Raw genomic sequence first — 26,085 nt, 5'->3', positions numbered from 1 at the left:
CGACTACGGTGGGTGCGGTGACTGCCAATAGTGGGGGAAAGCCCGAGATTGAGTTTCCCGACGGACCGCCTCCGACCGATCTGGTCATCGAGGACCTGGTCGTCGGCGAGGGCGCCGAGGCCGTGCCGGGCGCCAACGTCGAGGTGCACTACGTCGGTGTGGAGTACGACACCGGCGAGGAGTTCGACAGTTCGTGGAACCGCGGCGAGTCGATCGAGTTCCCGCTGCAGGGGCTGATCCAGGGCTGGCAGGACGGCATCCCCGGGATGAAGGTCGGCGGCCGCCGCAAGCTGACGATCCCGCCGGCGCAGGCCTACGGCGACGCGGGCGGCGGGCACCGGCTCTCGGGCAAGACGTTGATTTTCGTCATCGACCTGCTGGCCACCCGATGACGCGATCTTCGTCATGTGACCTGCTGGCCACCCGCTAGAGCTGCAGCCCTTCACCGGGCCGCGGTCCCGGCAGCCGCAGCAGCAGCCGGGCGCCGCCCAGCGGACTGGCCTCGAGCGTCGCCGTGCCGCCGTGCAGTTCGGCCTGCTGCGCGACGAGCGCGAGCCCCAGCCCGGAGCCCAGCCGCGACGCCGTCGACCCGCGGGAGAACCGCTCGAACACCAGCGCGCGCTCCTCCTCGGGCACGCCGCAGCCGTCGTCGTCGATCGCGATCTCGACGCCCTCGCGTGAGCTGACCGCCGAGAGCTGCACCCGCCCCGCCCCGCCGTGCTTGACGGCGTTGGCGATGGCGTTGTCCACCGCGAGCCGCAGCCCGGCGGGCAGCCCCACGATGATCACCGTCGGCGCAGGCGCCAGCGAGACCTCCAGATCGGTATAGATCCGCATCGCGTCGTGCGCCGCCCGGTCGAGCAGTTCGGTGATGTCGACCGGCACGTGGTCGTCGGCGGTCGACAGTTCCCCCTGCGCCAGCCGCTCCAGCGCCCACAGCGTCGCCTCGATCCGCGACTGCGTGCGGATGACGTCGCCCACCACCTCCTGGCGCTGCTCGCCGTCGAGATCGAGCGTGGCGAGCACCTCGAGGTTGGTCCGCATCGCGGTCAGCGGGGTGCGCAACTCGTGCGCCGAGGCCGCCGAGAAGTCGCGGGCCGAGGTCAGCGCCGCCTTGGTGCGGTCCTGTTCCTTGGCGATGCGCTGCAGCATGCCCTTCACCGCGTCGGCGATCTCGACGGCTTCGGTCGCGCCGCGCACCTCGATGACCGGCGTTTCGTCGGCGGTGTCGATCTGGCTGGTCTGCCGGGCGAGGCGCTTGAACGGCCGGACCGCGAATGTGGCCAGCAGCCAGCCCACCACCGCGGCGGCGCCGATCGCCAGCGAGCAGATGATGACCACCCGCCGGTGCAGGTTGTTGGTGTCGGCGATGGTGGCGTTGTAGGTGTCGCCGACCGCCACCAGCATCGGCTCGGGTGTCGGGATCTCGACCGTGCGCACGCGGTACCGCACGCCCTCGACGTAGGTGTCCTCGTAGCCGGCGGGCAATTCCGGCAGCACCACCTCGGAGTTGGAACTGACCTGACCGGCCCGGCGCACCGTGATCACGGCGTCCTTGTCGTTGGGCGACTTGGGGATCTCGTCGAGTCCGCGCGGCAGGAACGGGATCGCGAATCCGGCCGCCTCGTCCAGCCTGCGGTCGAGCCGTTCCTTGCGGTCCCCGGTGATCCCCACCCACACCACGGTGCCGACGATCAGCACCGGGATCGCCGCGCCGATCGCTGTCGCGACCACCACCCTGGCCCGCAGTGAAGGCGTGCGGCGGATGCGCGACAGCAGGTTCATCGACTACTGGGTCCGCAGCACGAAACCCACACCGCGCACGGTGTGCAGCAGCCGCGGCGCGCCGTTGGCCTCGAGCTTGCGGCGCAGGTAGCCGATGAACACGTCGACCACGTTGGTGTCGGCGGCGAAGTCGTATCCCCACACCAGTTCGAGCAGCTGGGCCCGCGACAGCACCGCGGTCTTGTGTTCGGCGAGCACCGCGAGCAGGTCGAACTCCCGCTTCGTGAGGTCGACGTCGGCGCCGTTGACGCGCGCCCGCCGGCCCGGAATGTCGACCTCCAGCGGGCCGACCTGAATGGTCTCCGACGAGATGGTGGCCGACGATCCGCGGCGGCGCAGCAGCGCCTTCACCCGGGCCACCAGCTCCTGCAGCACGAACGGCTTGACCAGGTAGTCGTCCGCCCCGGCCTCCAGCCCCGCCACCCGGTCGTCGACGCTGCTGCGCGCCGACAGCACGCAGACCGGCACGTCGTTGTCCATCGCGCGCAGCGCGGTCACCACGCTCACACCGTCGAGCACCGGCATGTTGATGTCGAGCACGATCGCGTCCGGCCTGGTCTCGGTGGCGCTGCGCAGCGCCTCGGCGCCGTCCACGGCGGTGGAGACGTCGAACCCGGACAGCCGCAGTCCGCGCTCGAGCGACGCCAGCACGTCGGGGTCGTCGTCCACCACGAGCACGCGGGGCGAAGGCACTCCACTGTCCATGCCCGCAATCTTGCCTGATGGCCGGGTCACGCTGGGGGAGGCTGACCGCCGGGACCGCGTCCCTCCTCGCGCAGCAGCGCGATCTCGCCGCGCAAGTCCTTGATCTCGGCGAGCACCTGCTCGACGTGCGCCGTGGTCACCGCCTCCTCGGCCGACTGTTCGTCGGCGACGCGCTGCACGATCCACGACGCCAGCGTGGCGGTGATGGAACCGACGAGGCTGATGCCGCCGATCATCAGCAGCACCGCGATCACCCTGCCGGTGCCGGTGAGCGGGGTGAGGTCGCCGTAGCCGACGGTGGTGATCGTGGTGATCGACCACCACAGCGCCTCACCGAAATTCGTGATGTGCGGATCGGCGTGGTCGCGTTCGCTCTCGAGCACCGCCAGCGACGCCACGAACACCAGCAGCACGGCCGCCGAGATCGTGTAGATGACGACCCGGCCGCGGATCGCATTGCCGACCGCCCGCTGCAGCACGGAGATGAGGATGACCAGCCGCACCAGGCGCAGCGGCCGCAGCAGCGGCAGCAGCACGATCGCCAGGTCGAAGAGGTGCCGGAAGAACCACCGCCAGCGGTTGGTGGCCAGGCTCAGCCGGATGACGTAGTCGACGGCGAAGACGGCATAGGAACCCCAGGCGACCACCTCGATCGCCACGTCGGCCGCGCCCTGCGGCTGGGCGAGCACGTCGATCGCGTAGGCGATGAGGAACACGATGGCGACCGCCGCCAGGGGCCACTCGGTGCGTCGTTCCCAAGCGTCGAGCTTCGGGCGTGACGCCGGGGAGTCGTTGATCACGGCCCACAAGTTACGCCCATCGTCGTTTGCTGGCTGCGCTGCGGTGCTAGCATCCGGAACTTGTGCCGTCGTCGAATCTGATCGTGCAACCCGACGACGGGCTGGCCCCGGTTCGGGAGTTCATCTCTTCGGCCCGCGAGCGCCTTCTGGTCAAGCAGTTCACCTTCACCGACGAGAGCCTCATCGACGCGGTGATCGCGCGCAGGACCGCGGGCGTCGACGTGCGGGTGATGTTGAACGCCAAGCGGTCCGGTGGTGACCGGGCGAACGACGACACCTTCGAACGACTCCGCGCGGCGGGGGTCGAGGTGCAGTGGTGCAATCCGAAGTTCTACGTGACGCACGAGAAATCCATCGTCGTCGACGGCGACGCCGCGTTGATCGCCACGTTCAACCTGTGCACCAAGTACTTCACCCGCACCCGCGACTACGGGATCATCACCACCGACCGCGATCACGTCGCTCAGATCACCGAGGCGTTCCACGCGGATTGGAACCACGAGGACTGGTCACCCGCGCAGAACGACGGCCTGCTGTGGAGCAACGCGAACTCGCGCTACCGGATGGCGCAGTTCATCGACGCCGCCACCCACCGCCTCGACATCCAGCACCCGAAGTACGTCGACGCCGTGATCCTCGACCACATCGCCGCCGCCGCGGACCGCGGCGTGAAGGTGCACGTGTTGTGCGGTGGCAGGCACGGCATCAGCGAGTGGGACGTGCTGGACACCTTCGCCTCGCTGCGCACCCTGCGCCGCTTCGGGGTCAAGGTGCGCAAGCAGAAGGCGTTGCGAGTGCACGCGAAGCTGCTGATCATCGACGACAGCCAGGCGCTGCTCGGTTCGATGAACATCGACCGGAGCGCGTTCGACCTGCGCCGCGAGCTGGGCGTGGTCACCAGCGACCCCGAAGCCGTGGCCCGGTTGAAGCAGGTCTTCGACGGCGACTGGGAGACGTCGCACCACTACGAGCCACCCGACCCCCTCGAGCCCGCGCACCATCACGAGGACGAGACGCACCTCGACTTCCCTGCCGATGCGCACGTCGTCCATGAGTGAGACCGACAAGCCGGTCTCACTGTTCGACATCGCGTGGACGTTCAACCACATCGCGCTGGCGTCGTTCGGCGGTGGCCTGTCGGCGTGGTCGCGGGAGATCCTGGTCGTCGAGAAGCGGTGGCTCGGTGAGGCGGAGTTCCTCTCGGCGATGACGATGTGCCGGATCCTGCCCGGCGCGAACCAGGTCAACATGGCGGTGTTCGCCGGCTCCAAGATGCGTTCGGTCGCGGGCGCCGTCGCCGCGGTGGCCGGGCTGTGCTTCATGCCGCTGGTGATCATCCTGGTGATGTCGTTCCTGTACTTCCGGTTCAAGGAGGTGCCCGCCGTCGCGGGCGTGCTGCACGGCGCGTCGGCCGCGGCGGTCGCGCTGACCGTGGCGATGGTCATCCAGACCGGGCGCCAGTGCCTCACCGGTCTCGTGCCCGTCGCGCTGTTCGCGGCGGCGTTCGTGCTCAACGGGGTGCTGCGCTGGCCACTGCTCGGTGTGCTGGCGATCCTCGCGCCGCTCAGCGTGCTCTGGGCGTGGCCGCGCCGGACGGCGGAGGCGGCCACCGAGACGTGAGCACCTACCTACAGCTGATCGCGCTGTTCGGATCGTTGTCGCTGATGTCGATCGGCGGCGGCAACGCCGTGCTGCCCGAGATGCACGCCCGGGCGGTGCACGAACGGCACTGGCTGACCGACGGGCAGTTCGCCGACCTGTTCTCGATCTCCCAGTCGGCGCCGGGTCCGAGCATCCTGATCGTCGGGATGGTGGGCTACGCCGCAGGCCTGGAGGTGGGCGGGGTGCCCGGCGCGATCGTCGGCGGCGTGGTCGCCACGGTCGCTATGGTGCTGCCCGCGGCCACGCTCGTCCTGATCATCACCCAGTTCTGGCAGCGGGCGCAGAAGTCGCGGCTGCGGATCGCCGTCGAGAAGGGCTTCGCGCCGCTGACCGTCGGGCTGATCCTGGCCACCTCGCTGGTGATGAGCCGGTCGGCCGACCACGACTGGCGGGCCTATCTGCTGACGGCCGTCTGCACCGCGGTGTTCGTCTTCACCAAGCTCAATCCGCTGCTGGTGGTCGCCGTCGCCGGCGTGATCGGGTACTTCGGCATCGTCTGAGCTGGGGTTGGCGCGGCGCTCTTCGGGGAACGCTGCAGGCCAGGACGGCGATTTCGCCGGGCCGGAAGGCTTTGACCTAATCCATTGTTGAGGTTCTACGGTGAAAACATGAGCTTGGAGACGGTTGCCCGGCAATCGCTGTACCGGCAGACGCACGCCCGCGGCGGTGATCTGCGGTCGCTGGCCGACCGCACGCTGCTGAAGCGGATCTGGCGGTTCTCGGCACGCCATCACCGCAGGCTGGGGGTGTTCGTCGGCGTCAGCGTGGTGACGGCGCTGCTGACGGTCGCAACGCCGCTGCTGGCCGGGCGGGTGGTCGACGTCATCACCGCGGGCGGTCCGGCGAGTGCGGTGGTGGTGCTGGCGGTCGTCATCGCCGGCGTCGCGGTCGCCGAGGCGGCGGTGTCGCTACTGACGCGCTGGCTCTCGTCGACCATCGGTGAGGGTCTGATCCTGGACCTGCGCACCGCCGTGTTCGACCACGTGCAGCGCATGCCGGTCGCATTCTTCACCCGCACCCGGACCGGAGCGCTGGTCAGCCGGCTGGGCAACGACGTCATCGGCGCCCAGCGGGCGTTCTCCGACACGCTGTCCGGCGTCGTCTCCAACGTCGTGACGCTGACCCTGACGCTGGCCGTGATGATCGGCATCTCGTGGCAGATCACCCTGCTGTCGCTGGTGCTGATGCCGCTGTTCGTGGTGCCCGCCCGCCGCATCGGCGCCCGGATGGCGCACCTGAGCCGCGAGGCCGCGATCTACAACGCGACGATGAACACCCAGATGACCGAGCGCTTCTCCGCGCCCGGCGCGACGCTGGTGAAGTTGTTCGGCAGGCCGGCGCAGGAGTCGGGCGAGTTCGCGGCGCGCGCCGGGCGGGTCCGCGACATCGGGGTGCGGTCCTCGATGCTGCAGGCCACGTTCATGAACTCGCTGACGCTGATGTCGGCGCTCGCGCTGGCGCTGGTGTACGGCCTTGGTGGCGTGCTGGCCATCGGCGGGCACCTGCAGACCGGCGCGGTGGTGTCGCTGGCGCTGCTGCTGACCCGGCTCTACGCGCCGCTGACCGCGCTGGCCAACGCCCGCGTCGAGATCGCCAGCGCGCTGGTGTCCTTCGAGCGGGTCTTCGAGGTGCTCGACCTGGTGCCGCTGATCCGGGAGAAGCCCGACGCCGTGGCGCTGCCCGAGGGCCCGGTCGCCGTGGAGTTCGATCAGGTGCGGTTCGGTTATCCCGCGGCCGACAAGGTGTCGCTGGCCTCGCTGGAGGAGGTCGCGACGCTCGACGACCGCGGCGGCGAGGAGGTGCTGCACGGCATCTCGTTCACCGCGGAGCCGGGGCAGATGGTCGCGCTGGTGGGCTCGTCCGGCGCGGGCAAGTCGACGATCGCGGCGCTGCTGGCCCGGCTGTACGACGTCGACGACGGTGCGGTCCGGCTGGGCGGCGCCGACGTGCGTGACGTGACGTTCGAGTCGCTGCGCGACACCGTCGGCATGGTCACCCAGGACGGTCACCTGTTCCACGAGTCGATCAGGTCCAACCTGCTGCTGGCGGCCCCGGAGGCCACCGAGGCCGACCTGTGGGCGGCGCTGCGGCGGGCTCGGCTGGCCGACCTGATCGCCGAGATGCCCGACGGCCTGGACACCGTTGTCGGAGAGCGCGGTTACCGTCTGTCCGGCGGGCAGCGGCAACGGCTGACGATCGCCCGCCTGCTGTTGGGGAGGTCGCGGGTGGTGGTGCTCGACGAGGCGACGGCGTCGCTGGACTCCGAGTCGGAGGCCGCGGTGCAGCAGGCCCTCGGCGAGGCGCTGGCGGGGCGCACGTCCATCGTGATCGCCCACCGGCTCTCGACGGTGCGGGCCGCCGATCAGATCCTGGTGATCGAGGACGGCCGGGTCGTCGAACGCGGCACGCACCGGGAACTGCTGGGCCGCGGCGGACGCTACACGGTGCTCTACGAGACGCAGTTCGGCCCGCAGGACGCCGGGGTCGCCGCGTGACGTTATTCGGTTGTGGCGGATGGGAAGATGTTCTGAGTGCCCGAGCCAGTGAGTGACGCCCTGAACGCCGCGCCCGCGATAGCACCGCCACGGGTGCGGCCGCGCGCGAGTTCGGATCTGTGGCGGCTGCTGCCCTACCTGCTGCCGTACCGCGTGCGGTGGACGGCGATGGTGGTCATCGCGATCGCGAGCCTGGGCGCCACGGTGTCGATCCCGCTGATGACCAAGGCCGTCATCGACGGCCCGGTGCGCCACCAGGATCAGCAGGGGCTGTGGCTGCTCGGCGCCGCGGCGATGGGCGTCGGCATCACCGAGGCCGTGCTGTGGTTCATCCGGCGCTGGCTGAGCTCGCGCGCCACGATGGGCGTAGAGGCCGACATCCGCAAGGATCTGTACGCGCGCCTGCAGATCCTGCCGATGAGCTTCCACGGGCGTTGGCAGTCCGGGCAGTTGCTGTCGCGAATGATGAACGACCTGAGCACGATCCGGCGCTTCATGTCGTTCGGGCTGCTGTTCCTGGTGCTCAATTTCCTGCAGATCACGGTGGTGACGGCGATCCTGCTGGCGATGTACTGGCCACTCGGCGTGGTCGTGCTGGTCTCGATCGTCCCGATCACCGTGATCGTGCTGCATTTCCAGCAGTCCTACACGCGGCTGTCGCGGCTGGCGCAGGACCAGTCCGGCCATGTCGCGACCCACGTCGAGGAGTCGGCGCTCGGCCTGCGGGTGGTCAAGTCCTTCGGCCGCGAGGACTACGTCTACGACCGGTTCGACCAACAACTCACCGACCTCTACGACACCCAGGTGAAGCGGGTGGGGGTGTCCGCGAAGTTCTGGACGCTGCTCGAGATCATCCCGAACCTGACGCTGATCGTGGTGCTGGGGTTCGGCGCGTACGCCGCGGGCCAGGGCCAGGTCACGCTGGGCACGCTCGTCGCGTTCATCACGATGATGCTGTCGCTGGTGTGGCCGATCGCCTCGCTGGGCTTCCTGCTGTCGATGACGCAGGAGTCGTTCACGGCCGCCAACCGCATCGCCGAGATCTTCGACGCGCCACGGGAGATCACCGACGGCCCGGCGCAGACGGCACCGCGCGGCGGCCGCCTCGAACTCGTCGACGTCGGATTCCGGTTCCCCGACAGCGAGGAGTGGGCCCTGCGGCACGTCACCGCGACCGTCGAACCGGGGGAGACGCTGGCGCTCGTCGGGCCGACCGGCTCGGGCAAGTCGGTGCTGGCCGCACTGTTCTCGCGGCTCTACGACGTCACCGAGGGGTCGATCCGGATCGACGGCCGCGACATCCGCGAGCTGCCGCTGCCCGCCCTGCGCGAGGCGGTGGCCACCGCGTTCGAGGACCCGACGCTGTTCTCCATGTCGGTGGCCGAGAACCTGCGGCTGGGCCGCCCGGACGCCACCGACGAGCAGCTGGCCGAGGCCGTCGAGGTAGCCGCCGCGCAGTTCGTCTACGACCTGCCGTTCGGCCTGGACACCCGCATCGGTGAGCAGGGCATGAGTCTGTCCGGCGGTCAGCGCCAACGGCTGTCGCTGGCCCGGGCGATCCTGGCCGGGCCGAAGATCCTGGTGCTCGACGACACGCTCTCGGCGCTCGACATGCACACCGAGGCGGTGGTCACCGAGGCGCTGGGCCGGGTGCTGCACTCGGTGACGGGCATCGTCGTCGCGCACCGCGCGTCCACCGTGCTGCTCGCCGACAAGGTCGCGCTGATCGGCCCCACCCGTGACGGCGGCACGATCACCCACATCGGCACGCACGCCGAACTGCTGGCCGACGTGCCGCAATACCGCTACCTGCTGGCCGCCGACGACGACCAGCTCGACGACGGCGCCGAGCGCAGCTGCGCCTGGCAGGACGACGAGGACCGGCGCCGCCTCGACCGCGCCTACGAGGAGCAGGAGGCCACCGACGAGGCATGTGCGGAGCGGCCTTTCGTGACGTCCGAGGCCGAGGCGCGATGACCGTCACGGATTGGCGCGGACGGGTCAAGGAGAGCGGCGACGACGACCTGCCGATCGACGAGAGCGTGCCGCGCCGCCGCGAGGCCCGGGCGCTGCTGGGCTCTCTGCTGCGCCCCTACCGCCTGACGGTGGGGCTGCTGGCGCTGGTCGTGGTGGTCGAGAACGCCGCCCGGCTGTCGGTGCCGTTGCTCGTGCAGCGCGGCATCGACCGCGGCATCCCGCCGATCGTCGACGGCGGGTCGGCCCGCGAGCTGATGCTCATCGTCGGGTCGCTGGGCGTCGTCGTGGTGGTGCAGGCCATCAGCCGGATGTTCTTCCTGCGCCGCTCCGGCCGCATCGGCCAGAAGGTGCTACTCGAGTTGCGGCGCAGGGTGTTCCGGCACTTCCAGCGGCTCGACATCCGGTTCCATGACCGCTACACCTCGGGCCGGGTGGTCAGCCGGTCGACCAACGACGTCGAGGCCATCCAGGACATGCTGGAGACCGGGTTCGACTCGCTCATCACCGCCGTGCTGACGCTGGTCGGCACGGCCGTGCTGCTCGTCGTGCTCGACGTGAAGCTGGGCCTGATGTGCCTGGCCGCGTTCCCACTGCTGGTCGCGCTGGTGTGGTGGTTCCGCACCGAGTCCGCCAAGACCTACCGCAAGGTGCGCGAGAGCGCGGCGCTGGTCATCGTGCAGTTCGTCGAGACGATGACGGGCATCAAGGCCGTGCAGGCCTATCGCCGCGAGCCTCGCAACCAGGAAATTTTCGAGGACATCGCCGACGAGTACCGCGAGATCAACGAGAAGACCTTCAAGCTGCTCGCGATCTTCATGCCCGGCGTGAAACTGGTCGGCAACGTCACCACCGGAGTGGTGCTGCTCTACGGCGGCTACCGGGTGTTGCACGGCGAGATGACGATCGGCACGCTCACGGCGTTCCTGCTGTACCTGCGGATGTTCTTCGAGCCGATGCAGGAGATCTCGCAGTTCTTCAACACCTTCCAATCGGCGTCGTCGGCGCTGGAGAAGCTGGCCGGGGTGCTGGCCGAGAGGCCCGGCATCGAGGATCCTGAAGATCCGGTGAAGCTGGATCGGGTCCGGGGTGAGATCGCCTTCTCAGGCGTCGAATTCGAGTACACCGAGGGCCGGACGGTGCTGCCCGGGCTGAATCTCGACGTGCCCGCGGGGCAGACCGTCGCGCTGGTGGGCACCACAGGCGCGGGTAAGACGACGATCGCGAAGCTGATCGCCCGGTTCTACGACCCGACGGCGGGCGCGGTCACCCTCGACGGCGTCGACCTGCGCGACCTGTCGCAGAGCGAGTTGCGCCGCCACGTGGTGATGGTGACTCAGGAGAACTTCATGTTCGAGGGCACCATCGCGGACAACATCCGGTTCGGCAGGCCCGAGGCCACCGACGAGGAGGTGCGGGCCGCCGCGGTCGCCGTCGGCGCGGACCGGTTCGTCGCGACGCTGCCCGACGGATACGACACCGACGTGGCCAAGCGCGGCGGCCGGCTGTCGGCGGGGCAGCGGCAGCTTGTGGCGTTCGCGCGAGCGTTCCTGGCCGACCCGGCGGTGCTGATCCTCGACGAGGCGACGTCGTCGCTGGACATCCCGAGTGAGCGAATGGTGCAGCGGGCGTTGGAGACCGTGCTGTCCGACCGCACCGCGCTGGTGATCGCGCACCGGCTCTCGACGGTGGAGATCGCCGACCGCGTGCTGGTCCTCGAGCACGGCCGCATCGTGGAGGACGGCCCGCCGGCCGAGCTCATCACCCGCGACGGGCGGTACGCCGCGTTGCACCGGGCGTGGCAGGACTCGCTCGCCTGAGCGCATTGACTTTGGTGCGTGAGATTGACGTGACGCAGCATCCCTCTCGGCCTTCTACTGCGTGACGTCAATGTGACGCGCTGTCGGTGGCTGATGCCAGCATCTCGTCATGGGGAGGATCTTCCGGGGCAGTGAAGCGTTGACCAAGGGCGCTGTCACGCGATACGAGTTGCAGCGCTGGCATCGCCGGATTTTCCCGGACGTCTACTGCGAGAAGTCCGCCATGTTGTCGCTGCGCGATCGGATCTATGCCGCCTGGCTGTCGTCTGACCGACGGGCGGTGGTGGCAGGACTTGCCGCAGCGAAGATGTGGGGCGCGAGCTACATCGACGACGACATTCCCGTCGAACTGATCTGGCAGCACGGCCGCCCTCCTGTGGGCATCGTCGCGCGCAACGAGGCCCTCGGTGACGACGAGATCACCCGCTTCGGCCGCGTACCTGTGACGTCCAACGCCAGGACCGCTTTCGACCTCGGGCGCCGACTTCCCCGAATTGAGGCGGTCGCGAGATTGGATGCGTTGATGTGGTCCTGCCGCCTCTCCAGCGAGGACGTCATTTTGCTGGCGAAACGCTATCCGCGTGCTCGCGGATTGAAGGCACTTCGGATCGCCCTGCCCCTGGTCGACGGCGGCGCCGACTCTCCCAAGGAAAGCTGGCTGCGGCTGCTGCTGATCGATGCCGGCTACCCGACGCCCGAGACGCAGATTCCTGTATACGACGGCGAGGGTCTGATCGGTGTCGTCGACATGGGGTGGGAAGACCTCAAGATCGCCGTCGAATACGACGGCGACCACCACAGGTCGAACCGACGGCAATACGTGAAGGACCAGCGTCGTATACGTCGACTGGAGGCGGCGGGATGGATTGTGATCCGGGTGATCTCCGAAGATTCGGTCGACGACATCCTGCGCCGTGTGGAGGATGCCTGGCGACGCCGTGGCCGACCGCGACATTGACGAGACGCAGGTGCCTTCTCGAACATTCCCTGCGTGGCGGCAATCTCAACGCGTCGGTCACCAGAAAGTCGGCTTTCAGCGAATCGTGTCGAAGAACGCGGTCACGTCGTCGACGAACAATTCGGGCTGCTCGAGCGCGGCGAAGTGCCCGCCCCGCGGCATCGTCGTCCAGTGGGTGATGTAGTAGTTCGGCTCGCACCACCGGCGCGACGACTGCAGGATCTCCTTCGGGAAGGACGCCACCCCGGTGGGCAGGGTGACCGGGTCGCCGCCGCCGAAGCTGGTGAAGCTCTCCCAGTACAACCGTGCCGAGGACGCCGCCGACGCGGTGAGCCAGTACAGCATCACGTCGTCGAGCATCTCGTCGCGACTGACGGCGTTCTCGGGATGCCCGTCGCAGTCGGTCCACGCCCAGAACTTCTCGACGATCCAGGCCAGCTGTCCGACGGGCGAGTCGACCAGCCCGTAGCCGACGGTCTGCGGCCGGGTGGACTGCTCCTTGGAGTAGCCGGTGCCCCAGCGCTGGTGCTCGGCGACGCGGGCGAGTGCCCGCTGCTCGTCCTCGGTGGCGTCGGAGAGGTCCTTCGGCGGTCTGCCGATCGGCATGTTCAGGTGGATGCCGACGCATGATCCGACGTTGCGGCCGATCTGCGTGGTGACCGCGGCGCCCCAGTCGCCGCCCTGCGCGCCGTAGCGGTGGTACCCGAGCCGGACCATCAGCGTGTCCCACGCGGCGGCGATCCGCTCGACGCCCCACCCGGTGCCGGTCGGTTTGCCCGAGAAGCCGTATCCGGGCAGCGACGGGCACACGACGTCGAAGCCCGCGGCGTTGAGAGGCTCGATCACCTTGTGGAACTCCACGATCGACCCGGGCCAGCCGTGGGTGATCAGCAGCGGGAACGAGTCCTCGCGCTCGGAACGCTGATGGACGAAGTGGATGTCGAGTCCGTCGATCTCCGTGGTGAACTGGTCGAACCGGTTGAGCGCGGCTTCACGGGCGCGCCAGTCGTAGCCGTCGGCCCAGTAGCCGGCGAGTTCGCGGGTGTAGGCCAGCGGGACGCCCTGGCTCCAGTCGGTGACGGTCTCGTTCTCCGGCCACCTGGTGTTGGCCAGTCTCGACCTGAGGTCGGTGAGGGCGGCGTCGGGGACGGCGATGCGGAACGGGTGAACGGCGACCACTCCTCGTGCATACACGACCGGTGCGGGGTGACAGGTGGTGGGTGTGACGTGGACCATAGCGGGCATGGAAGCCTACGACCGCGGACCCACCGACGTCGCTCTGCTCGAGGAGACGATCGGGGCCAACTTCGAGCGGACCGCGCAGGCGCATCCCGACGTCGACGCGCTGGTCGAGGTGGCCACCGGCCGGCGCTGGACCTACGCGCAGCTCGACGACGAGATCGACCGCACCGCTGCCGGTTTGATGGATCTCGGCGTGCAGAAGGGCGACCGGGTCGGGATCTGGGCGCCGAACTGCGCGGAGTGGACGATGGTGCAGTACGCCGCGGCGAAGATCGGGGCCATCCTGGTCAACGTCAATCCCTCGTACCGCACGCACGAACTGGCCTACGTGCTCGAGCAGTCCGGCGTGCGCACGCTGATCGCCGCGACCTCGTTCAAGACCTCGGACTACCGGGCCATGGTCGACGAGGTGCGCCCCGGGTGCCCGGCACTGCGGGACGTGCTGTTCCTGGGCACCGACGAGTGGACCGCCTTGGCGCGGCAGCAGTGGGTGTCCGTCGACGCGGTGCGGGACCGGATGGCGCAGCTGGACAACCGCGACCCGATCAACATCCAGTACACCTCGGGGACAACGGGTTTTCCGAAGGGCGCGACGCTGTCGCACCGCAACATCCTCAACAACGGCTACTTCACGACGGAGCTGATCAACCTCGGACCGGATGACCGGCTGTGCATCCCGGTGCCCTTCTACCACTGCTTCGGCATGGTGATGGGAAACCTCGGGTGCACGGCGCACGGCACCACGATGGTGATCCCGGCGCCCGGCTTCGATCCCGGCCTGACGCTCACCGCGATAGAACAGGAGCGGTGCACCGGCGTCTACGGCGTGCCGACGATGTTCATCGCGATGCTCGGTCATCCCGACTTCGCCGATGCCGACCTGTCCTCGCTGCGCACCGGCATCATGGCCGGTTCGGTGTGCCCGGTCGAGGTGATGAAACGGTGTGTGGCCGAGATGAACATGGCCGAGGTGGCGATCGCCTACGGCATGACGGAGACCTCTCCGGTGTCGTGCCAGACGCTGATCGACGACGACCTGGAGCGGCGGACCGCGTCGATCGGCCGGGCCCATCCGCACGTCGAGGTGAAGATCGTCGACCCCGGCAGCGGCGAGACCCTGCAGCGCGGTGAGACGGGCGAATTCTGTACGCGCGGTTACTCGGTGATGCTCGGGTACTGGGAGGACGATGCGAAGACGGCCGAGGCGATCGACGCCGACGGCTGGATGCACACCGGGGATCTCGCCGTCATGCGCGAGGACGGCTACTGCAACGTCGTCGGCCGGATCAAGGACATGGTGATTCGCGGGGGCGAGAACGTCTATCCCCGCGAGATCGAGGAGTTCCTCTACACCCATCCCGACATCGAGGACGCGCAGGTGGTGGGGGTGCCCGACGAGAAGTACGGCGAGGAGATCTGCGCGTGGGTCCGGATGAAGGCGGGCCGCGCCGCGCTCGACGCCGACGCGGTGCGGTCGTTCGCCCGGCACAAGCTGGCGCACTACAAGATTCCTCGGTACGTGCATGTGGTCGACGAGTTCCCGATGACCGTCACCGGCAAGGTGCGCAAGGTCGAGATGCGTGAGGAGAGCGTGCGCGTCCTCGGCCTCGACGGCTAGCGGTACACCAGGCCCGACAGTCGCCAGGCCAGCGCGCGTCGCACCGCGGGCACCCGGCCGGCGAGGCTCATCGCCGCGTTGCGCAACGGTCGCAACCCGCGCGGCAGGGTGGCCAGCCGGGTCAACCGGTCGGTCAGGGTGACCACGTCGCGGGCGATCGGTCGGCGGGTGTCGCTGTAGTCGTCGAGCAGCGTGGCCGGTCCGCCGGCGAGCACAGAGGCGAGCGTGCCGGCCAGCGCGACGGCGTCCTGGATGCCCAGGTTCATGCCCTGTCCGCCCGCGGGGCTGTGCACGTGCGCGGCGTCGCCGACCAGCAGCAGCCGGCCCGCGCGGTAGGTGTCGGCCACCCGGTGCTGGATGCGGAAGCGGGATCCCCAGACCACCTCGGTCACTCGCACGCTGCCTGCGCCCCGGTCGTCGAGCAGCTCCTGAACGAAGTCGATCGACGGTTCCGCGGGTGCGTCGGGGACGGGGGCGACGATGCGGAAGCTCCCGTCGGGCAGCGGGGCCACCACGGTGAGCCCGGCAGTCGCCCAGAACAGCACGACCTCCTCGGTGGGGACGTCGCCGGCCAACCGGACGTCGGCGAGTACGAATGACTCGTCGTAGGCGCCGCCGGTGAAGCCGATGCCGGCGTGCTCGCGCACGGTGCTGTGGATGCCGTCGGCGCCGACGACGTAACGGGCGCGCAGCGCGTCGCCGTCGTCGAACTCCGCCGTCACCCCGTCGGCGTCCTGGGTGATGGACGTCAGCGTCTTCGGCCGGACGACGGTGCCACCGAGCTCGACGAGCCGGTCCAGCAGCACCTGTTCGGTGGTGCTCTGCGGTACGAGCAGGGTGTAGGGGTAGGGCGACGGCAGGACGCTGAAGTCGATCGGGATCAGCGTGCGCGCCCGGTCGCGGATGGAGAAGCGCGGCGCCTGCACGCCCTGCTTGACCAGCCGGCGCGACACGTCGAGGTCTTCGAGCACCTCGAGGGTGCGTGCATTGACCGCGGCGGCCCGCGACGTGTTGGCCCCCTCGGGCTGCCGGTCGACGATCGTGGCTCGCACACCACGGCTGAGCAGCGACGCTGCCAGTGTCAGGCCGCTCGGGCCGGCTCCCACGATGAGGACGTCGGTGTCGTTCATGGTCTGCTCCTTCGGTCAATGCCAACGCTTGTTGGCATTACTGTGCGCCGATGGTGGCGAAAAGTCAACACTTGTTGGCATACACTTGTTGGCATGCGCAGATCATCGGTCGAGACGAAGGCGGTGATCCTCGCCGCCGCCCGCGAGCGCTTCGCCGCATCGGGGTTCGAACGGTCGACCATCCGGGCGATCGCCGCGGACGCGAACATCGACCCGTCGATGGTGATGCGGTACTTCGGCAGCAAGGACCAGCTGTTCGCCGCCGCGGCGGACTTCGACCTGAAACTGCCCGAGGTCACCGACGTCCCACTGGACGACCTCGGCCGGCTGCTCGTCACCCACTTCGTCGACCGGTGGGAGCGCGACGAGGCGCTCATCGTGCTGCTGCGCTCCAGCACGACGAACCCCGATGCGGCACAACGCATGCGGGAGATCTTCAGTGCGCAGCTGCTGCCCGCGCTCACGAAGGTCGGGCCGGCGGAACCCGCCCGGCGCGCCGCGTTGATCGCCACGCAGATGCTCGGGCTGGCACTGTGCCGCTACGTCCTGGAACTGCCCCCGGTGGTCGACATGACCCGTGACGAGGTGGTGGCCTGGCTGGCGCCTACGGTGCAGCGATACCTGTGCGCACCGGACGAGCCGGGATAATGGGACCGCGTGTGGACCCCGACGCTCGTCCTGATCGCCACCACCGCGCTGTTCTCCGGCGTCCTGCTCGGCGGCGGACTCTACGAGCACCTCGCCATCGACCCGTTCTGGCCCAAGCGGCCCGGCATCGTCCAGCAGCGCAACGGCGGGATCTCCCGACGGCGGTTCTGGCTCCCGGCGCACGTGACGTTCGAGGTGCTGCTGGTGGTCTCGGTGATCGCGGCATGGGGACTGCCAGAGACGCGGTACCCGCTGCTGGTCGCGCTGGTCGCGCACGCCGCGGCACGGGTCTGGTCGCTGCTCGACGTGATCCCCAAGGCGGCTGAGTTCGAGCGGACGGACCCCGCCGCCGTCGACGAAGCGGCGGCGGTGCGGTGGACCCGGCGCAGCCTGCTGCGGCTGCCGCTGAACCTCATTACCAGCGGCGCCATTTTCTTCGCACTGATGTTCGGATCACACGCATAGATGCGGCCTGCAGCGGGCATAGAACAGTCATGACTGAAGACGTGGGGCGAGCCCCCCAGGAGAACGCCGAGAAGGACGCGTCGGACTGGGTCACCGGCGACGAGCCGATGACCGGACCGCAACGCAGCTATCTGGGCACCTTGGCGCAGGAGGCCGGCGAAGAGGTGCCCGACGACCTGACCAAGGCGCAGGCGTCGGAGATGATCGACCGTCTGCAGCAGCGGACCGGGCGGGGGCAGTGATGACGGTCTCCGCCGACGACGTGCGCCGATTGCAGAGCGCCGAGGGCGACGCCGTGCTCGTCCTGATCGAGGGCCGCGCCGAGGTGGTCACGGCCGACCAGCTGACGTCCGACGAGTACCGGGGCGCCCTCGAGGTGATCACCCGCGGCAACCTCGTCGCACGCCTCGGCGACGACCCGTCGGATCACGAACTGACCGAGCAGGCCGCCATTCTCGACGCCGAGGTGTCCGAGCTGGGCGGGTAGCGTCCGCTTCACGGCAGGCCGATGCGGCGGTAACGCGCCAGCCGGTGGGTCAGCCGGTCACCGTCGGGGACCTCGCGCAACCGGTGCAGTTCCACGGCGATCGACGCCGACAGCCGCGCGGTGAACTCCTGCGGTTCGTCGGCCGCGTCGGGGTGCTCGGCCACGATGGCGTCCACGATGCCGTCCCGCAGCAGGTCGGCCGACCGGATGCCCTGCGCCGCAGCGAGTTCCGCCGCATGGTCGGTGTCGCGGTACACGATGGCGCTGGCGCCCTCCGGCGGCAGCGGCGCCAGCCAGCCGTGCTGGGCGGCCAGCACCCGGTCGGCGGGCACCATCGCCAGTGCAGGCCCGCCACTGCCCTGTCCGAGCAGCACCGACACCGTCGGGGTGTCCAGCGTGACGAGTTCGGCCAGGCAGCGGGCGATCTCGCCGGCGAGCCCACCCTGCTCGGCCTCGGTCGACAGCGCCGGGCCCGCGGTGTCGATCACCAGCACCAGCGGCAGCCGCAACCCGGCGGCCAGCGCCATCCCGCGGCGTGCCTCGCGCAGCGCGGCAGGCCCGACCAACCCGCCGACCACCCGCTGCTGACCCACCACCACCGCGGGCTGTCCGCCGAAGCGGGCCAGCGCCAGCAAGGTCGTCGAGTGCCTGCCGGTGCCCGACAGCAGCACGTGTTCGGTGGTGCCGTGCCGCAGCAGGTAGGCCACGCCGGGACGGTCCGGCCGCCGCGACGCGGTGACCGACTCCCAGGCAGGCACGTCGGTGCGGGCCGCCTCGGTGGGCAAAGCCGGCGGTGCGGGGTCCGGCCGGTCGGCGATGACCGTGAGCGTGCGGTCCAGGGTCGAGCGCAGGAACTCCAGCGGCACCACGCCGTCGATCACCCCGTGCCGGTGCAGGTTCTCCGCGGTCTGCACGCCCTCGGGGAACTCTTCGCCGTAGAGGTGCCGGTACACCCGCGGCCCGAGGAATCCGATCAGGGCACCGGGCTCGGCGGCGGTGACGTGTCCGAGTGAGCCCCAGGAGGCGAACACCCCGCCCGTCGTCGGATGGCGCAGGTACACCAGGTAGGGCAGGTGCGCCCGCTTGTGCAGCTCGACCGCCGCGGCGATCTTGACCATCTGCAGGAAGGCGACCGTGCCCTCCTGCATGCGGGTGCCGCCGGAACTGGGGGAGGCCACCAGCGGCAGCCGTTCGGCCGTTGCGCGCGCGACGGCCGCGGCGATGCGCTCGGCGGCGGCCACCCCGATGGATCCGGCGAGGAAGTCGAACTCGCAGGCGACCACGGCCACCCGTCGGCCGAAGACCGTGCCCTCGCCGGTCAGCACCGCCTCGTCCAGCCCGGTGGCGGCCGCGGCGTCGGCGAGTTCCTCGCGGTAGGCGTCGCTGGTGGCGACAGGCAGCGGGGGGCCGTCCCAGCTCCGGAACGAACCGGGGTCGAGCACCGCGTCGCGGATCTGCAGCGCACCGATCCGGCTCATGGAGAAAGGCTAGCCAGGAGGGGATGTCGCGAGCTGCCAGTGTCCCGATGTCTGCGGGAATCGTGCCTGCAGCCGGGCGCCGGCCTCGCGATCGGCGACCCGGACGTCGAGCAGGCGATCGTTGACCCCGGGTTCGCTCGCCGGTTCGGCCGGGCGGCTCAGCTGGACCGACACCACGCCGGGGAACTGCATCGCCTCCGCCCACAGTCGCAGGTCGCCGGCCACGTCGTCCGCGCTCACCGGGTTGCGCCCGAGCCTGTTGTCGGTGAGCCGGAAGGAGGCGCCCGACGACCCCTCCGCCCGGTCCACCGACGCGGTCTGGACCTTCAGCGACACGATGTACTCGGGGAATCCGTGGTCGTCCACCTCGACGACGAATCGGCCGCCCGCCTGCTCCAGCAGCTCCGGCGAGATGGCGTGGCGCACCTCGACCGCGAGGGTGAACGTCGCGCCCAGCGATGTGCTGTTGACGTATGTCGGCTCGGCGCGGGTGACGCCTGGCACGCTGCGCATCGCGGCCGTGATCGAGTCGATCTCGTCCTGGCGGTCCTCGAACGCCGTGCATGCCACAAGCACGGAAGCGAGCAGGACGGCCGCCGGCACCCGCCATCTGTTGCGCGTCACCGTGCGATTCCACCATCCCGGTGCAGGGGTGGCGAACACTCGGACCGAGTCCGCGGCCGGGCTTCATATAGGTTGGCGCCATGATTGGAGTGACCCGCGACGGCCACGTGCTGACCCTGGAGATGCAGCGCGCCGAGCGGCGCAACGCGCTGAACAGCGAACTCGTCGACAGCCTGCGCGAAGCGATCGAGAAGGCCGCCACCGAGGACGTCCGCGCCATCGTGCTGACCGGCCAGGGCCACGTGTTCAGCTCCGGTGCGGATCTGTCGGACCCGTCGGGTGTCGCCGAGGACCTGCCCGACCGGGCCAGGGCGCTGAACCTGGCCATCGATGCGGCGCCGGTGCCGGTCATCGGCGCGATCAACGGCCCGGCGATCGGAGCCGGGGTCATCCTCTCGATGATCTGCGACCTGCGCGTCGTCGCGCCGGAGGCCTACTTCCAGTTCCCCGTGGCGAAGTACGGCATCGCGCTCGACAACTGGAGCATCCGGCGGCTGACGTCCCTGGTCGGGGCGGGCCGGGCGCGCGGGATGCTGATGGCCGCCGACCGGCTCACCGCCGACGTCGCCCTGCAGACCGGGATGGCCAACCGCATCGGGACGCTCGCCGACGCGCAGGCCCTGGCGCAGGAGATCGCCGGGTACGCGCCGCTGGCGCTGCAGCACGCCAAGCGGGTGCTCAACGACGACGGCGCCTACGACGAGCCGCGGCCCGTGCACCAGGAGCTGTTCGACCGGGCCTGGGCGAGCAAGGACATCATCGAGGCGCAGGTGGCGCGGATCGAGAAGCGGCCGCCGAACTTCCTGGGCGCCTGACATGCTGCGGGCCGCGCTGCGCTTCGGTTTCGGGACCGCCTCGCTGCTCGGCGGCAGCTGGGTGCTGCGGGCCTTGCACGGCACTCCCGCCGCACTGGGCGCCACGCCCGCGGAGATCGCGGCCGTCGCGCGGCGGTCACCGCACTACCGCGACGGCGTGTTCGTCAATCTCGACCCGACGTCGCAGATGAGCCTGGACGCCGAGCAGCAGCGGCTGCTGGTGCGCGAACTGCTGACCGGACGCGACTCGACCCCCGGCGGCCCCATCCCGCTCGCCGCCCCCGCCGCCGCGGACCGCACGGCGGCCGAGCTGGCGGTGCACTGGTACGGACACTCCTCGGCACTGGTCGAGGTGGACGGGTACCGGGTGCTCACCGACCCGATTTGGAGTTCCCGGTGTTCGCCGTCGCGTCAGGTCGGGCCGCACCGGTTGCACGACGTGCCGGTGGAACTGGAGGCACTGCCCGCCGTGGATGCCGTGCTGATCAGTCACGACCATTACGACCACCTCGACATGGACACCATCCTCGGGCTGGCGCGCACCCAGTGGGCGCCGTTCTGCGTGCCACTCGGCGTCGGCGCGCACCTGCGCAAGTGGGGCATCCCCGAGGACCGCATCGTCGAACTGGACTGGAACGAGAGCCACCGCATCGGCGACCTGACGGTGGTGTGCACCCCGGCCCGGCACTTCTCCGGTCGGCTGTTCGCCCGCAACACGACGCTGTGGGCGTCGTGGGTGATCGCCGGTCCGAGCCACCGCGCCTTCTTCGGCGGCGACACCGGTTACAGCCGGAGCTTCGCCGACATCGGCGCCGAACACGGGCCGTTCGATGTGACGCTGCTGCCCGTGGGGGCGTACCACCCGGCGTGGCCTGACATCCACATGAACCCCGAGGACGCGGTGCGCGCACACCTCGACGTGGCCGAGCCCGGCGCCGGGCTGTTGGTGCCGATCCACTGGGCGACGTTCCGGCTCGCGCCGCATCCGTGGGCCGAACCGGTCGAACGCCTGCTGCGCGCAGCCGATCCCGCAGGCGTGCCGGTGGTCGTGCCGAAGCCGGGAGAGCGCATCGACCGCGACACCATCCGGCCGTCCGCGCCGTGGTGGCAGTTGTAACGTCGGGCGCATTGACCGCCCAACCGGGTGCCCGACGGCTACGGTGCTGATCATGAGGGCACTGATCAGCGCCGCCGTCGCCGGCCTGCTGCTGGTATCGACAGTGGGGTGCGACTCCGAATCGGCTGAGCCGGCGCAGTCCGCGTCGAAGGAGTCCGACGTCCCGCCGCCACTGGTGCCCGCGATGGCGCTGCCCGAGAACGCGGTGGACAACGCGGTCGCCGAGCTCGACGGCCTGGTCCAGAAGCTGATGGACGCCTCCGGCATCCCCGGTATGTCCGTCGCGGTGGTACACGGTGGAAAAACGGTGTACGCGAAGGGCTTCGGCGTCAAGGACGTCAGGGCTGGCGATGGTGACGACAACAAGGTCAACCCCGACACGACATTCCAGCTGGCGTCGTTGTCCAAGCCGATCGCCGCGACGGTGGTCGCCCATCAGGTGGGCAAGGGGGCGGTCGGTTGGGACACCCCGATCGTGGAGAAGCTACCGCGGTTCGCGCTGTCCGATCCCGCGGTCACCCGGATGGTCACCGTCGGTGACATGATGTCGCACCGGTCCGGCCTGCCCGACCACGCCGGCGACCAGATCGAGGACCTCGGCTACTCCCAGGAGTACATCCTCGACAAGTTGCGTCAGTTGCCACTCGATCCGTTCCGGATCTCGTACGCCTACACCAACTTCGGTTACACCGCGGGCGCCGAGGCGGTTGCCGCCGCGGCGGGCAGGAAGTGGGAGGACCTCGCCGACGAGGCGATCTTCGGCCCGCTCGGGATGGAGTCCACCAGCTACCGCTTCGCCGACTACGAAGCCAGGCCCAACCGCGCCGCGGGGCACATCCACATCGACGACCGCTACGAGCCGCTGTACGTCCGCGACGCCGATCCGGAGGCGCCCGCCGGCGGCGCCAGCTCGTCGGTGAACGACATGGCGCGGTGGCTGGCGATGGTGCTGGCCGACGGAAAGCATGACGGCGCAACGCTGATCGACCCGAAGGCGCTGCTGCCCGCCCTCACCCCGCAGGTGGTGTCGAGCCCGGCCAGTGAACCGGCGATGCGCACCGGCTTCTACGGGTACGGCTTCAACGTGGGCACCACGTCGGGCGCCCGCACCGAGCTCAGCCATTCGGGCGCCTTCGAATCGGGCGCGGGCACCAATTTCCTGTTCCTGCCGTCGGCCGACGTCGGCATCATCGCGCTGACGAACGCGACCCCGGCCGGCGTGCCCGAGGCGCTGACCGCGCAGTTCGCCGACCTGGTTCAGTTCGGGGAGGTCCGCGAGGACTGGTACAAGCTGTACAACAACGTCTTCCAGCAGATGGAGAAGCCCGTCGGCGATTTGGTCGGCAAGAAGCGGCCTGCCGGCGCCAAGCCACCCGCGCCGCTGTCGTCCTACGCCGGTGTCTACGGCAACGACTTCTGGGGCCCGGCAACGGTCATCGAGCAGGGCGGAGCGCTCCGGCTGAAGATGGGCACCAAGCTCGACGTGGAGCTGACGCCGTGGGAAGGCAACGTCTTCAGCTACTCCTGGGTGAGCGAGAACTCGCCGCCCGGAACGGTGTCCGCGGCGACGTTCGACGGAGACAAGCTGACCCTCGACTACTACGACGAAGAAGGCAACGGAGTCTTCACCCGATGAGCGCAGCCCTGGTGGCCGCCGGGCTGTCTGACGCCGAGGTCGCCCAGCGCGTCGCCGACGGCAAGACCAACGACGTGCCCACCCGGGCGGCACGCACCACGCGGGAGATCGTCCGGTCCAACATCTTCACCCGGATCAACGCGATCCTCGGCGTGCTGTTCGTCATCGTGCTGTCCACCGGGTCGGTGATCAACGGCGCGTTCGGCCTGCTGATCATCGCCAACAGCGCGATCGGCATCATCCAGGAGCTGCGGGCCAAGAAGACTCTCGACGAGCTCGCCATCGTGGGTCAGGCGAAACCCTTGGTGCGCAGACAGTCCGGCCCGGTCGCGGTGCTGCCCAATCAGGTGGTGCTCGACGACGTGATCGAGCTCGGGCCGGGCGATCAGATCGTGGTCGACGGCGACGTCATCGAGGAGCTCAACCTCGAGGTCGACGAATCAATGCTCACCGGCGAAGCTGACCCGATCGCCAAGGACGTCGGTGACCACGTCATGTCGGGCAGCTTCGTGGTGGCGGGCAGCGGGGCCTACCGGGCCACCAGGGTGGGTCGGGAAGCGTACGCGGCCAAGCTCGCCGAGGAGGCCACCCGGTTCACACTCGTGAAGTCCGAACTGCGAAGCGGCATCAACAAGATCCTGCAGTTCATCACCTATCTGCTGGTTCCCGCCGGGCTGCTGATCATCTACACCCAGCTGTTCACCACCGGCGCCGACTGGCGCGAGTCGGTGCTGCGGATGGTCGGCGCGCTGGTGCCGATGGTCCCCGAGGGCCTGGTGCTGATGACGTCGATCGCATTCGCGGTGGGCGTCGTCCGGCTCGGCCGCCGTCAGTGTCTGGTCAACGAGTTGCCCGCCATCGAGGGGCTGGCCCGAGTCGACGTGGTGTGTGCGGACAAGACCGGAACCCTCACCGAGAACGGCATGCGGGTGGCCGACACGCAACGGCTGTCGGCTGCCGACGTCGCAGATGTGCTGGCGCAGTTGGCCGCCGACGACGCCCGGCCCAACGCCAGCATGCTCGCCATCGCCGAGGCGTACACCACGCCGCCGGGCTGGCCCGCGACCGCGACCGCGCCGTTCAAATCGGCCACCAAGTGGAGTGGCGCGTCCTACGGCGAGCACGGCAACTGGGTGATCGGCGCACCCGACGTGCTGCTGGACCCCGCGTCACCGGCGGCGGCGCAGGCCGAGCAGATCGGCGCGCAGGGGCTGCGGGTGCTGCTGGTCGGCTCGTGTGACGTGGCGGTGGACGACGCGTCCGCGCCCGGCACGGTGACGCCCGTCGCGCTGGTGGTGCTCGAGCAGCGGGTGCGGCCCGACGCCCGCGACACCCTCGACTACTTCGCCTCGCAACGTGTCTCGGTCAAGGTGATCTCCGGCGACAACGCGGTGTCGGTGGGTGCGGTCGCGGGATCACTGGGGCTGACCGGCGAGACGATGGACGCACGCCAGTTGCCCGACGAACCCGACCGGCTGGCCGACACGCTGGAGGAGTACACCACCTTCGGCCGGGTGCGGCCGGACCAGAAGCGGGCCATGGTGCATGCGCTGCAGTCGCGCGGCCACACCGTCGCGATGACCGGTGACGGGGTCAACGACGTGCTCGCGCTCAAGGACGCCGACATCGGCGTGGCGATGGGATCGGGCAGCTCGGCCTCGCGGGCGGTGGCGCAGATCGTGTTGCTGGACAACAGGTTCGCGACGCTGCCCTATGTGGTCGGCGAGGGCAGGCGGGTGATCGGCAACATCGAGCGGGTGTCGAACCTCTTCCTCACCAAGACCGTGTACTCGGTGCTGCTGGCGGTGCTGGTCGGCCTGGCCGGCCTGTCGTCCGAGGTGTTCGACACCGATCCGCTGCTGTTCCCGTTCCAGCCCATCCACGTGACCATCGCGGCGTGGTTCACCATCGGCATACCGGCGTTCGTGCTGTCGCTGGCGCCCAACAGCGAACGCGCCCACACCGGGTTCGTCCGCCGGGTGATGACCGCCGCGCTGCCGTCGGGCCTGGTGGTCGGGACGTCCACCTTCGTCTCCTATCTGCTCGCCTATCAGGGCAGGAACTCCACGCTGACCGAGCAGACGCAGGCCTCCACTGCGGCGCTGATCACTCTGCTGGTGGGGGCGGTGTGGGTGCTGGCGGTGGTGGCCCGGCCCTACGAGTGGTGGCGGGTGGCGCTGGTGGCGGTCTCCGCGCTGGCGTACGTGGTGATCTTCTCGATCCCGTGGGCGCAGGAGCTGTTCATCCTCGACCCGTCGAACGCGGCGATCACAGCGACCGCGCTGGGCATCGGGCTGATCGGCGCGCTGGTCATCGAGGTGCTGTGGTGGGTCCAGGGGTCGGTCCTCGGGGAGCGACGGCGGCTGTGGCGCGGCCGGTAAGCTGGTCGCATGGCTATTTTCGACAAGGTGAAGAACTGGGTGTCGAAGAACCCCGACAAGGCGAGCGGCGCGATCGACAAGGCCGCCAACCTCTTCGATCAGAAGACCAAGGGTAAGTACGCCGACAAGGTCGACAAGGCGCAGGGCGCTGCCCGCAACTACGTCAACAAGAACAACCCGCACGGGCCCGGCCCGGCCGGCCACCCGCCGGTCCCGCCGCCGCCGGTGCCGCCACGCCCCTGACG

25 protein-coding genes are annotated in these 26,085 nt (G+C 69.6%); 18 read left to right on the top strand and 7 right to left on the bottom strand.

Annotated elements, in window-relative coordinates:
- The first annotated feature begins 8 nt into the window (after positions 1 to 8).
- The gene (locus AB0K11_RS09980; protein WP_264015063.1) at positions 9 to 392 is read left to right on the top strand and encodes an FKBP-type peptidyl-prolyl cis-trans isomerase; all 384 of its coding nucleotides are present in this window, start codon (positions 9 to 11) and stop codon (positions 390 to 392) included.
- Positions 393 to 426: 34 nt separating this feature from the next.
- Here AB0K11_RS09980 and AB0K11_RS09975 read toward each other — a convergent pair whose 3' ends face one another.
- The 3 genes from AB0K11_RS09975 to AB0K11_RS09965 are packed head-to-tail and all read right to left on the bottom strand — an operon-like array spanning position 427 to position 3,290.
- On the bottom strand, positions 427 to 1,785 hold the full coding sequence (locus tag AB0K11_RS09975) for a HAMP domain-containing sensor histidine kinase (protein WP_364975353.1): 1,359 nt from the start codon (positions 1,783 to 1,785) through the stop codon (positions 427 to 429).
- A 3-nt stretch (positions 1,786 to 1,788) separates the two neighbouring features.
- Positions 1,789 to 2,499 carry a response regulator transcription factor gene (locus AB0K11_RS09970; RefSeq protein WP_364976731.1) on the bottom strand — a complete coding sequence of 237 codons (711 nt, stop codon included), beginning with the start codon at positions 2,497 to 2,499 and terminating at the stop codon, positions 1,789 to 1,791.
- A 17-nt stretch (positions 2,500 to 2,516) separates the two neighbouring features.
- Positions 2,517 to 3,290, bottom strand: a complete 774-nt coding sequence (locus AB0K11_RS09965; RefSeq protein ID WP_364975351.1) for an ion channel — start codon at positions 3,288 to 3,290, stop codon at positions 2,517 to 2,519.
- A gap of 77 nt (positions 3,291 to 3,367) precedes the next feature.
- On the opposite strand from AB0K11_RS09965, the gene AB0K11_RS09960 reads away from it, so the two are divergent.
- The 7 genes from AB0K11_RS09960 (at position 3,368) to AB0K11_RS09930 (ending at position 12,199) form a co-directional block, all read left to right on the top strand.
- The gene (locus tag AB0K11_RS09960; RefSeq protein ID WP_364976729.1) at positions 3,368 to 4,348 is read left to right on the top strand and encodes a phospholipase D-like domain-containing protein; all 981 of its coding nucleotides are present in this window, start codon (positions 3,368 to 3,370) and stop codon (positions 4,346 to 4,348) included.
- Positions 4,341 to 4,910 (top strand): chromate transporter, encoded by a 570-nt coding sequence (locus tag AB0K11_RS09955; RefSeq protein WP_364975348.1) that lies wholly within the window; start codon positions 4,341 to 4,343, stop codon positions 4,908 to 4,910. The genes AB0K11_RS09960 and AB0K11_RS09955 overlap by 8 nt, the downstream gene beginning before the upstream one ends.
- Positions 4,907 to 5,452 carry a chromate transporter gene (locus AB0K11_RS09950; RefSeq protein WP_364975345.1) on the top strand — a complete coding sequence of 182 codons (546 nt, stop codon included), beginning with the start codon at positions 4,907 to 4,909 and terminating at the stop codon, positions 5,450 to 5,452. The genes AB0K11_RS09955 and AB0K11_RS09950 overlap by 4 nt, the downstream gene beginning before the upstream one ends.
- A 108-nt stretch (positions 5,453 to 5,560) precedes the next feature.
- Positions 5,561 to 7,447: an ABC transporter ATP-binding protein gene (locus tag AB0K11_RS09945; RefSeq protein ID WP_364975343.1), complete on the top strand. Its 1,887-nt coding sequence runs from the start codon at positions 5,561 to 5,563 to the stop codon at positions 7,445 to 7,447.
- 36 nt (positions 7,448 to 7,483) lie between these two features.
- Positions 7,484 to 9,424 carry an ABC transporter ATP-binding protein gene (locus tag AB0K11_RS09940; RefSeq protein WP_364975341.1) on the top strand — a complete coding sequence of 647 codons (1,941 nt, stop codon included), beginning with the start codon at positions 7,484 to 7,486 and terminating at the stop codon, positions 9,422 to 9,424.
- Positions 9,421 to 11,241 (top strand): ABC transporter ATP-binding protein, encoded by a 1,821-nt coding sequence (locus tag AB0K11_RS09935; RefSeq protein ID WP_364975338.1) that lies wholly within the window; start codon positions 9,421 to 9,423, stop codon positions 11,239 to 11,241. The genes AB0K11_RS09940 and AB0K11_RS09935 overlap by 4 nt, the downstream gene beginning before the upstream one ends.
- 109 nt (positions 11,242 to 11,350) lie before the next feature.
- On the top strand, positions 11,351 to 12,199 hold the full coding sequence (locus AB0K11_RS09930) for a DUF559 domain-containing protein (RefSeq protein ID WP_364975336.1): 849 nt from the start codon (positions 11,351 to 11,353) through the stop codon (positions 12,197 to 12,199).
- A 75-nt stretch (positions 12,200 to 12,274) separates the two neighbouring features.
- On the opposite strand, the gene AB0K11_RS09925 is transcribed toward AB0K11_RS09930, so the two are convergent.
- Positions 12,275 to 13,378, bottom strand: a complete 1,104-nt coding sequence (locus AB0K11_RS09925) for an epoxide hydrolase family protein (RefSeq protein ID WP_364975333.1) — start codon at positions 13,376 to 13,378, stop codon at positions 12,275 to 12,277.
- A gap of 64 nt (positions 13,379 to 13,442) precedes the next feature.
- Here AB0K11_RS09925 and AB0K11_RS09920 point away from each other — a divergent pair, with 64 nt between their 5' ends.
- Positions 13,443 to 15,059: an AMP-binding protein gene (locus AB0K11_RS09920; RefSeq protein ID WP_364975331.1), complete on the top strand. Its 1,617-nt coding sequence runs from the start codon at positions 13,443 to 13,445 to the stop codon at positions 15,057 to 15,059.
- Here the strand turns inward: AB0K11_RS09920 and AB0K11_RS09915 are convergent.
- Entirely contained in the window at positions 15,056 to 16,189 is a 1,134-nt protein-coding gene (locus AB0K11_RS09915; protein WP_364975329.1) for an FAD-dependent oxidoreductase, read from the bottom strand. The genes AB0K11_RS09920 and AB0K11_RS09915 overlap by 4 nt on opposite strands.
- A gap of 93 nt (positions 16,190 to 16,282) precedes the next feature.
- Here AB0K11_RS09915 and AB0K11_RS09910 point away from each other — a divergent pair, with 93 nt between their 5' ends.
- Genes AB0K11_RS09910 through AB0K11_RS09895 form a run of 4 tightly spaced genes read left to right on the top strand, consistent with a single transcriptional unit; the run spans position 16,283 to position 17,789 of the window.
- Positions 16,283 to 16,837, top strand: coding sequence for a TetR family transcriptional regulator (locus AB0K11_RS09910; RefSeq protein ID WP_364975327.1), 555 nt, complete (start codon positions 16,283 to 16,285; stop codon positions 16,835 to 16,837).
- Positions 16,838 to 16,846: 9 nt separating this feature from the next.
- The gene (locus AB0K11_RS09905; RefSeq protein WP_364975324.1) at positions 16,847 to 17,302 is read left to right on the top strand and encodes a hypothetical protein; all 456 of its coding nucleotides are present in this window, start codon (positions 16,847 to 16,849) and stop codon (positions 17,300 to 17,302) included.
- 29 nt (positions 17,303 to 17,331) lie between these two features.
- Positions 17,332 to 17,544, top strand: coding sequence for a DUF3072 domain-containing protein (locus AB0K11_RS09900; RefSeq protein WP_269892721.1), 213 nt, complete (start codon positions 17,332 to 17,334; stop codon positions 17,542 to 17,544).
- Entirely contained in the window at positions 17,544 to 17,789 is a 246-nt protein-coding gene (locus AB0K11_RS09895) for a hypothetical protein (RefSeq protein WP_364975321.1), read from the top strand. The genes AB0K11_RS09900 and AB0K11_RS09895 overlap by 1 nt, the downstream gene beginning before the upstream one ends.
- 8 nt (positions 17,790 to 17,797) lie before the next feature.
- Here the strand turns inward: AB0K11_RS09895 and AB0K11_RS09890 are convergent, their stop codons facing one another.
- The gene (locus AB0K11_RS09890; RefSeq protein WP_364975319.1) at positions 17,798 to 19,267 is read right to left on the bottom strand and encodes a carboxyl transferase domain-containing protein; all 1,470 of its coding nucleotides are present in this window, start codon (positions 19,265 to 19,267) and stop codon (positions 17,798 to 17,800) included.
- A gap of 9 nt (positions 19,268 to 19,276) precedes the next feature.
- Positions 19,277 to 19,891 carry a hypothetical protein gene (locus AB0K11_RS09885; RefSeq protein ID WP_364975317.1) on the bottom strand — a complete coding sequence of 205 codons (615 nt, stop codon included), beginning with the start codon at positions 19,889 to 19,891 and terminating at the stop codon, positions 19,277 to 19,279.
- Between the two features lie 80 nt (positions 19,892 to 19,971).
- Here AB0K11_RS09885 and AB0K11_RS09880 point away from each other — a divergent pair, with 80 nt between their 5' ends.
- The 5 genes from AB0K11_RS09880 to AB0K11_RS09860 are packed head-to-tail and all read left to right on the top strand — an operon-like array spanning position 19,972 to position 26,083.
- Positions 19,972 to 20,706, top strand: coding sequence for an enoyl-CoA hydratase (locus AB0K11_RS09880; protein ID WP_364975315.1), 735 nt, complete (start codon positions 19,972 to 19,974; stop codon positions 20,704 to 20,706).
- Between the two features lies 1 nt (position 20,707).
- Positions 20,708 to 21,823: an MBL fold metallo-hydrolase gene (locus tag AB0K11_RS09875; protein WP_364975312.1), complete on the top strand. Its 1,116-nt coding sequence runs from the start codon at positions 20,708 to 20,710 to the stop codon at positions 21,821 to 21,823.
- A 52-nt stretch (positions 21,824 to 21,875) separates the two neighbouring features.
- Positions 21,876 to 23,459: a serine hydrolase gene (locus AB0K11_RS09870; RefSeq protein WP_364975310.1), complete on the top strand. Its 1,584-nt coding sequence runs from the start codon at positions 21,876 to 21,878 to the stop codon at positions 23,457 to 23,459.
- Positions 23,456 to 25,840, top strand: a complete 2,385-nt coding sequence (locus AB0K11_RS09865) for a cation-translocating P-type ATPase (protein WP_364975307.1) — start codon at positions 23,456 to 23,458, stop codon at positions 25,838 to 25,840. Before AB0K11_RS09870 ends, AB0K11_RS09865 begins: the two co-directional genes overlap by 4 nt.
- A 9-nt stretch (positions 25,841 to 25,849) precedes the next feature.
- The gene (locus tag AB0K11_RS09860; RefSeq protein ID WP_264010809.1) at positions 25,850 to 26,083 is read left to right on the top strand and encodes an antitoxin; all 234 of its coding nucleotides are present in this window, start codon (positions 25,850 to 25,852) and stop codon (positions 26,081 to 26,083) included.
- The last annotated feature ends 2 nt before the right edge of the window (positions 26,084 to 26,085 follow it).

Source organism: Mycobacterium sp. NPDC050551, assembly GCF_040674075.1.
Classification (GTDB): domain Bacteria; phylum Actinomycetota; class Actinomycetes; order Mycobacteriales; family Mycobacteriaceae; genus Mycobacterium.
Note: the sequence above shows the minus strand (reverse complement) of the source record. Positions and strands in the feature narration are given on the sequence as shown.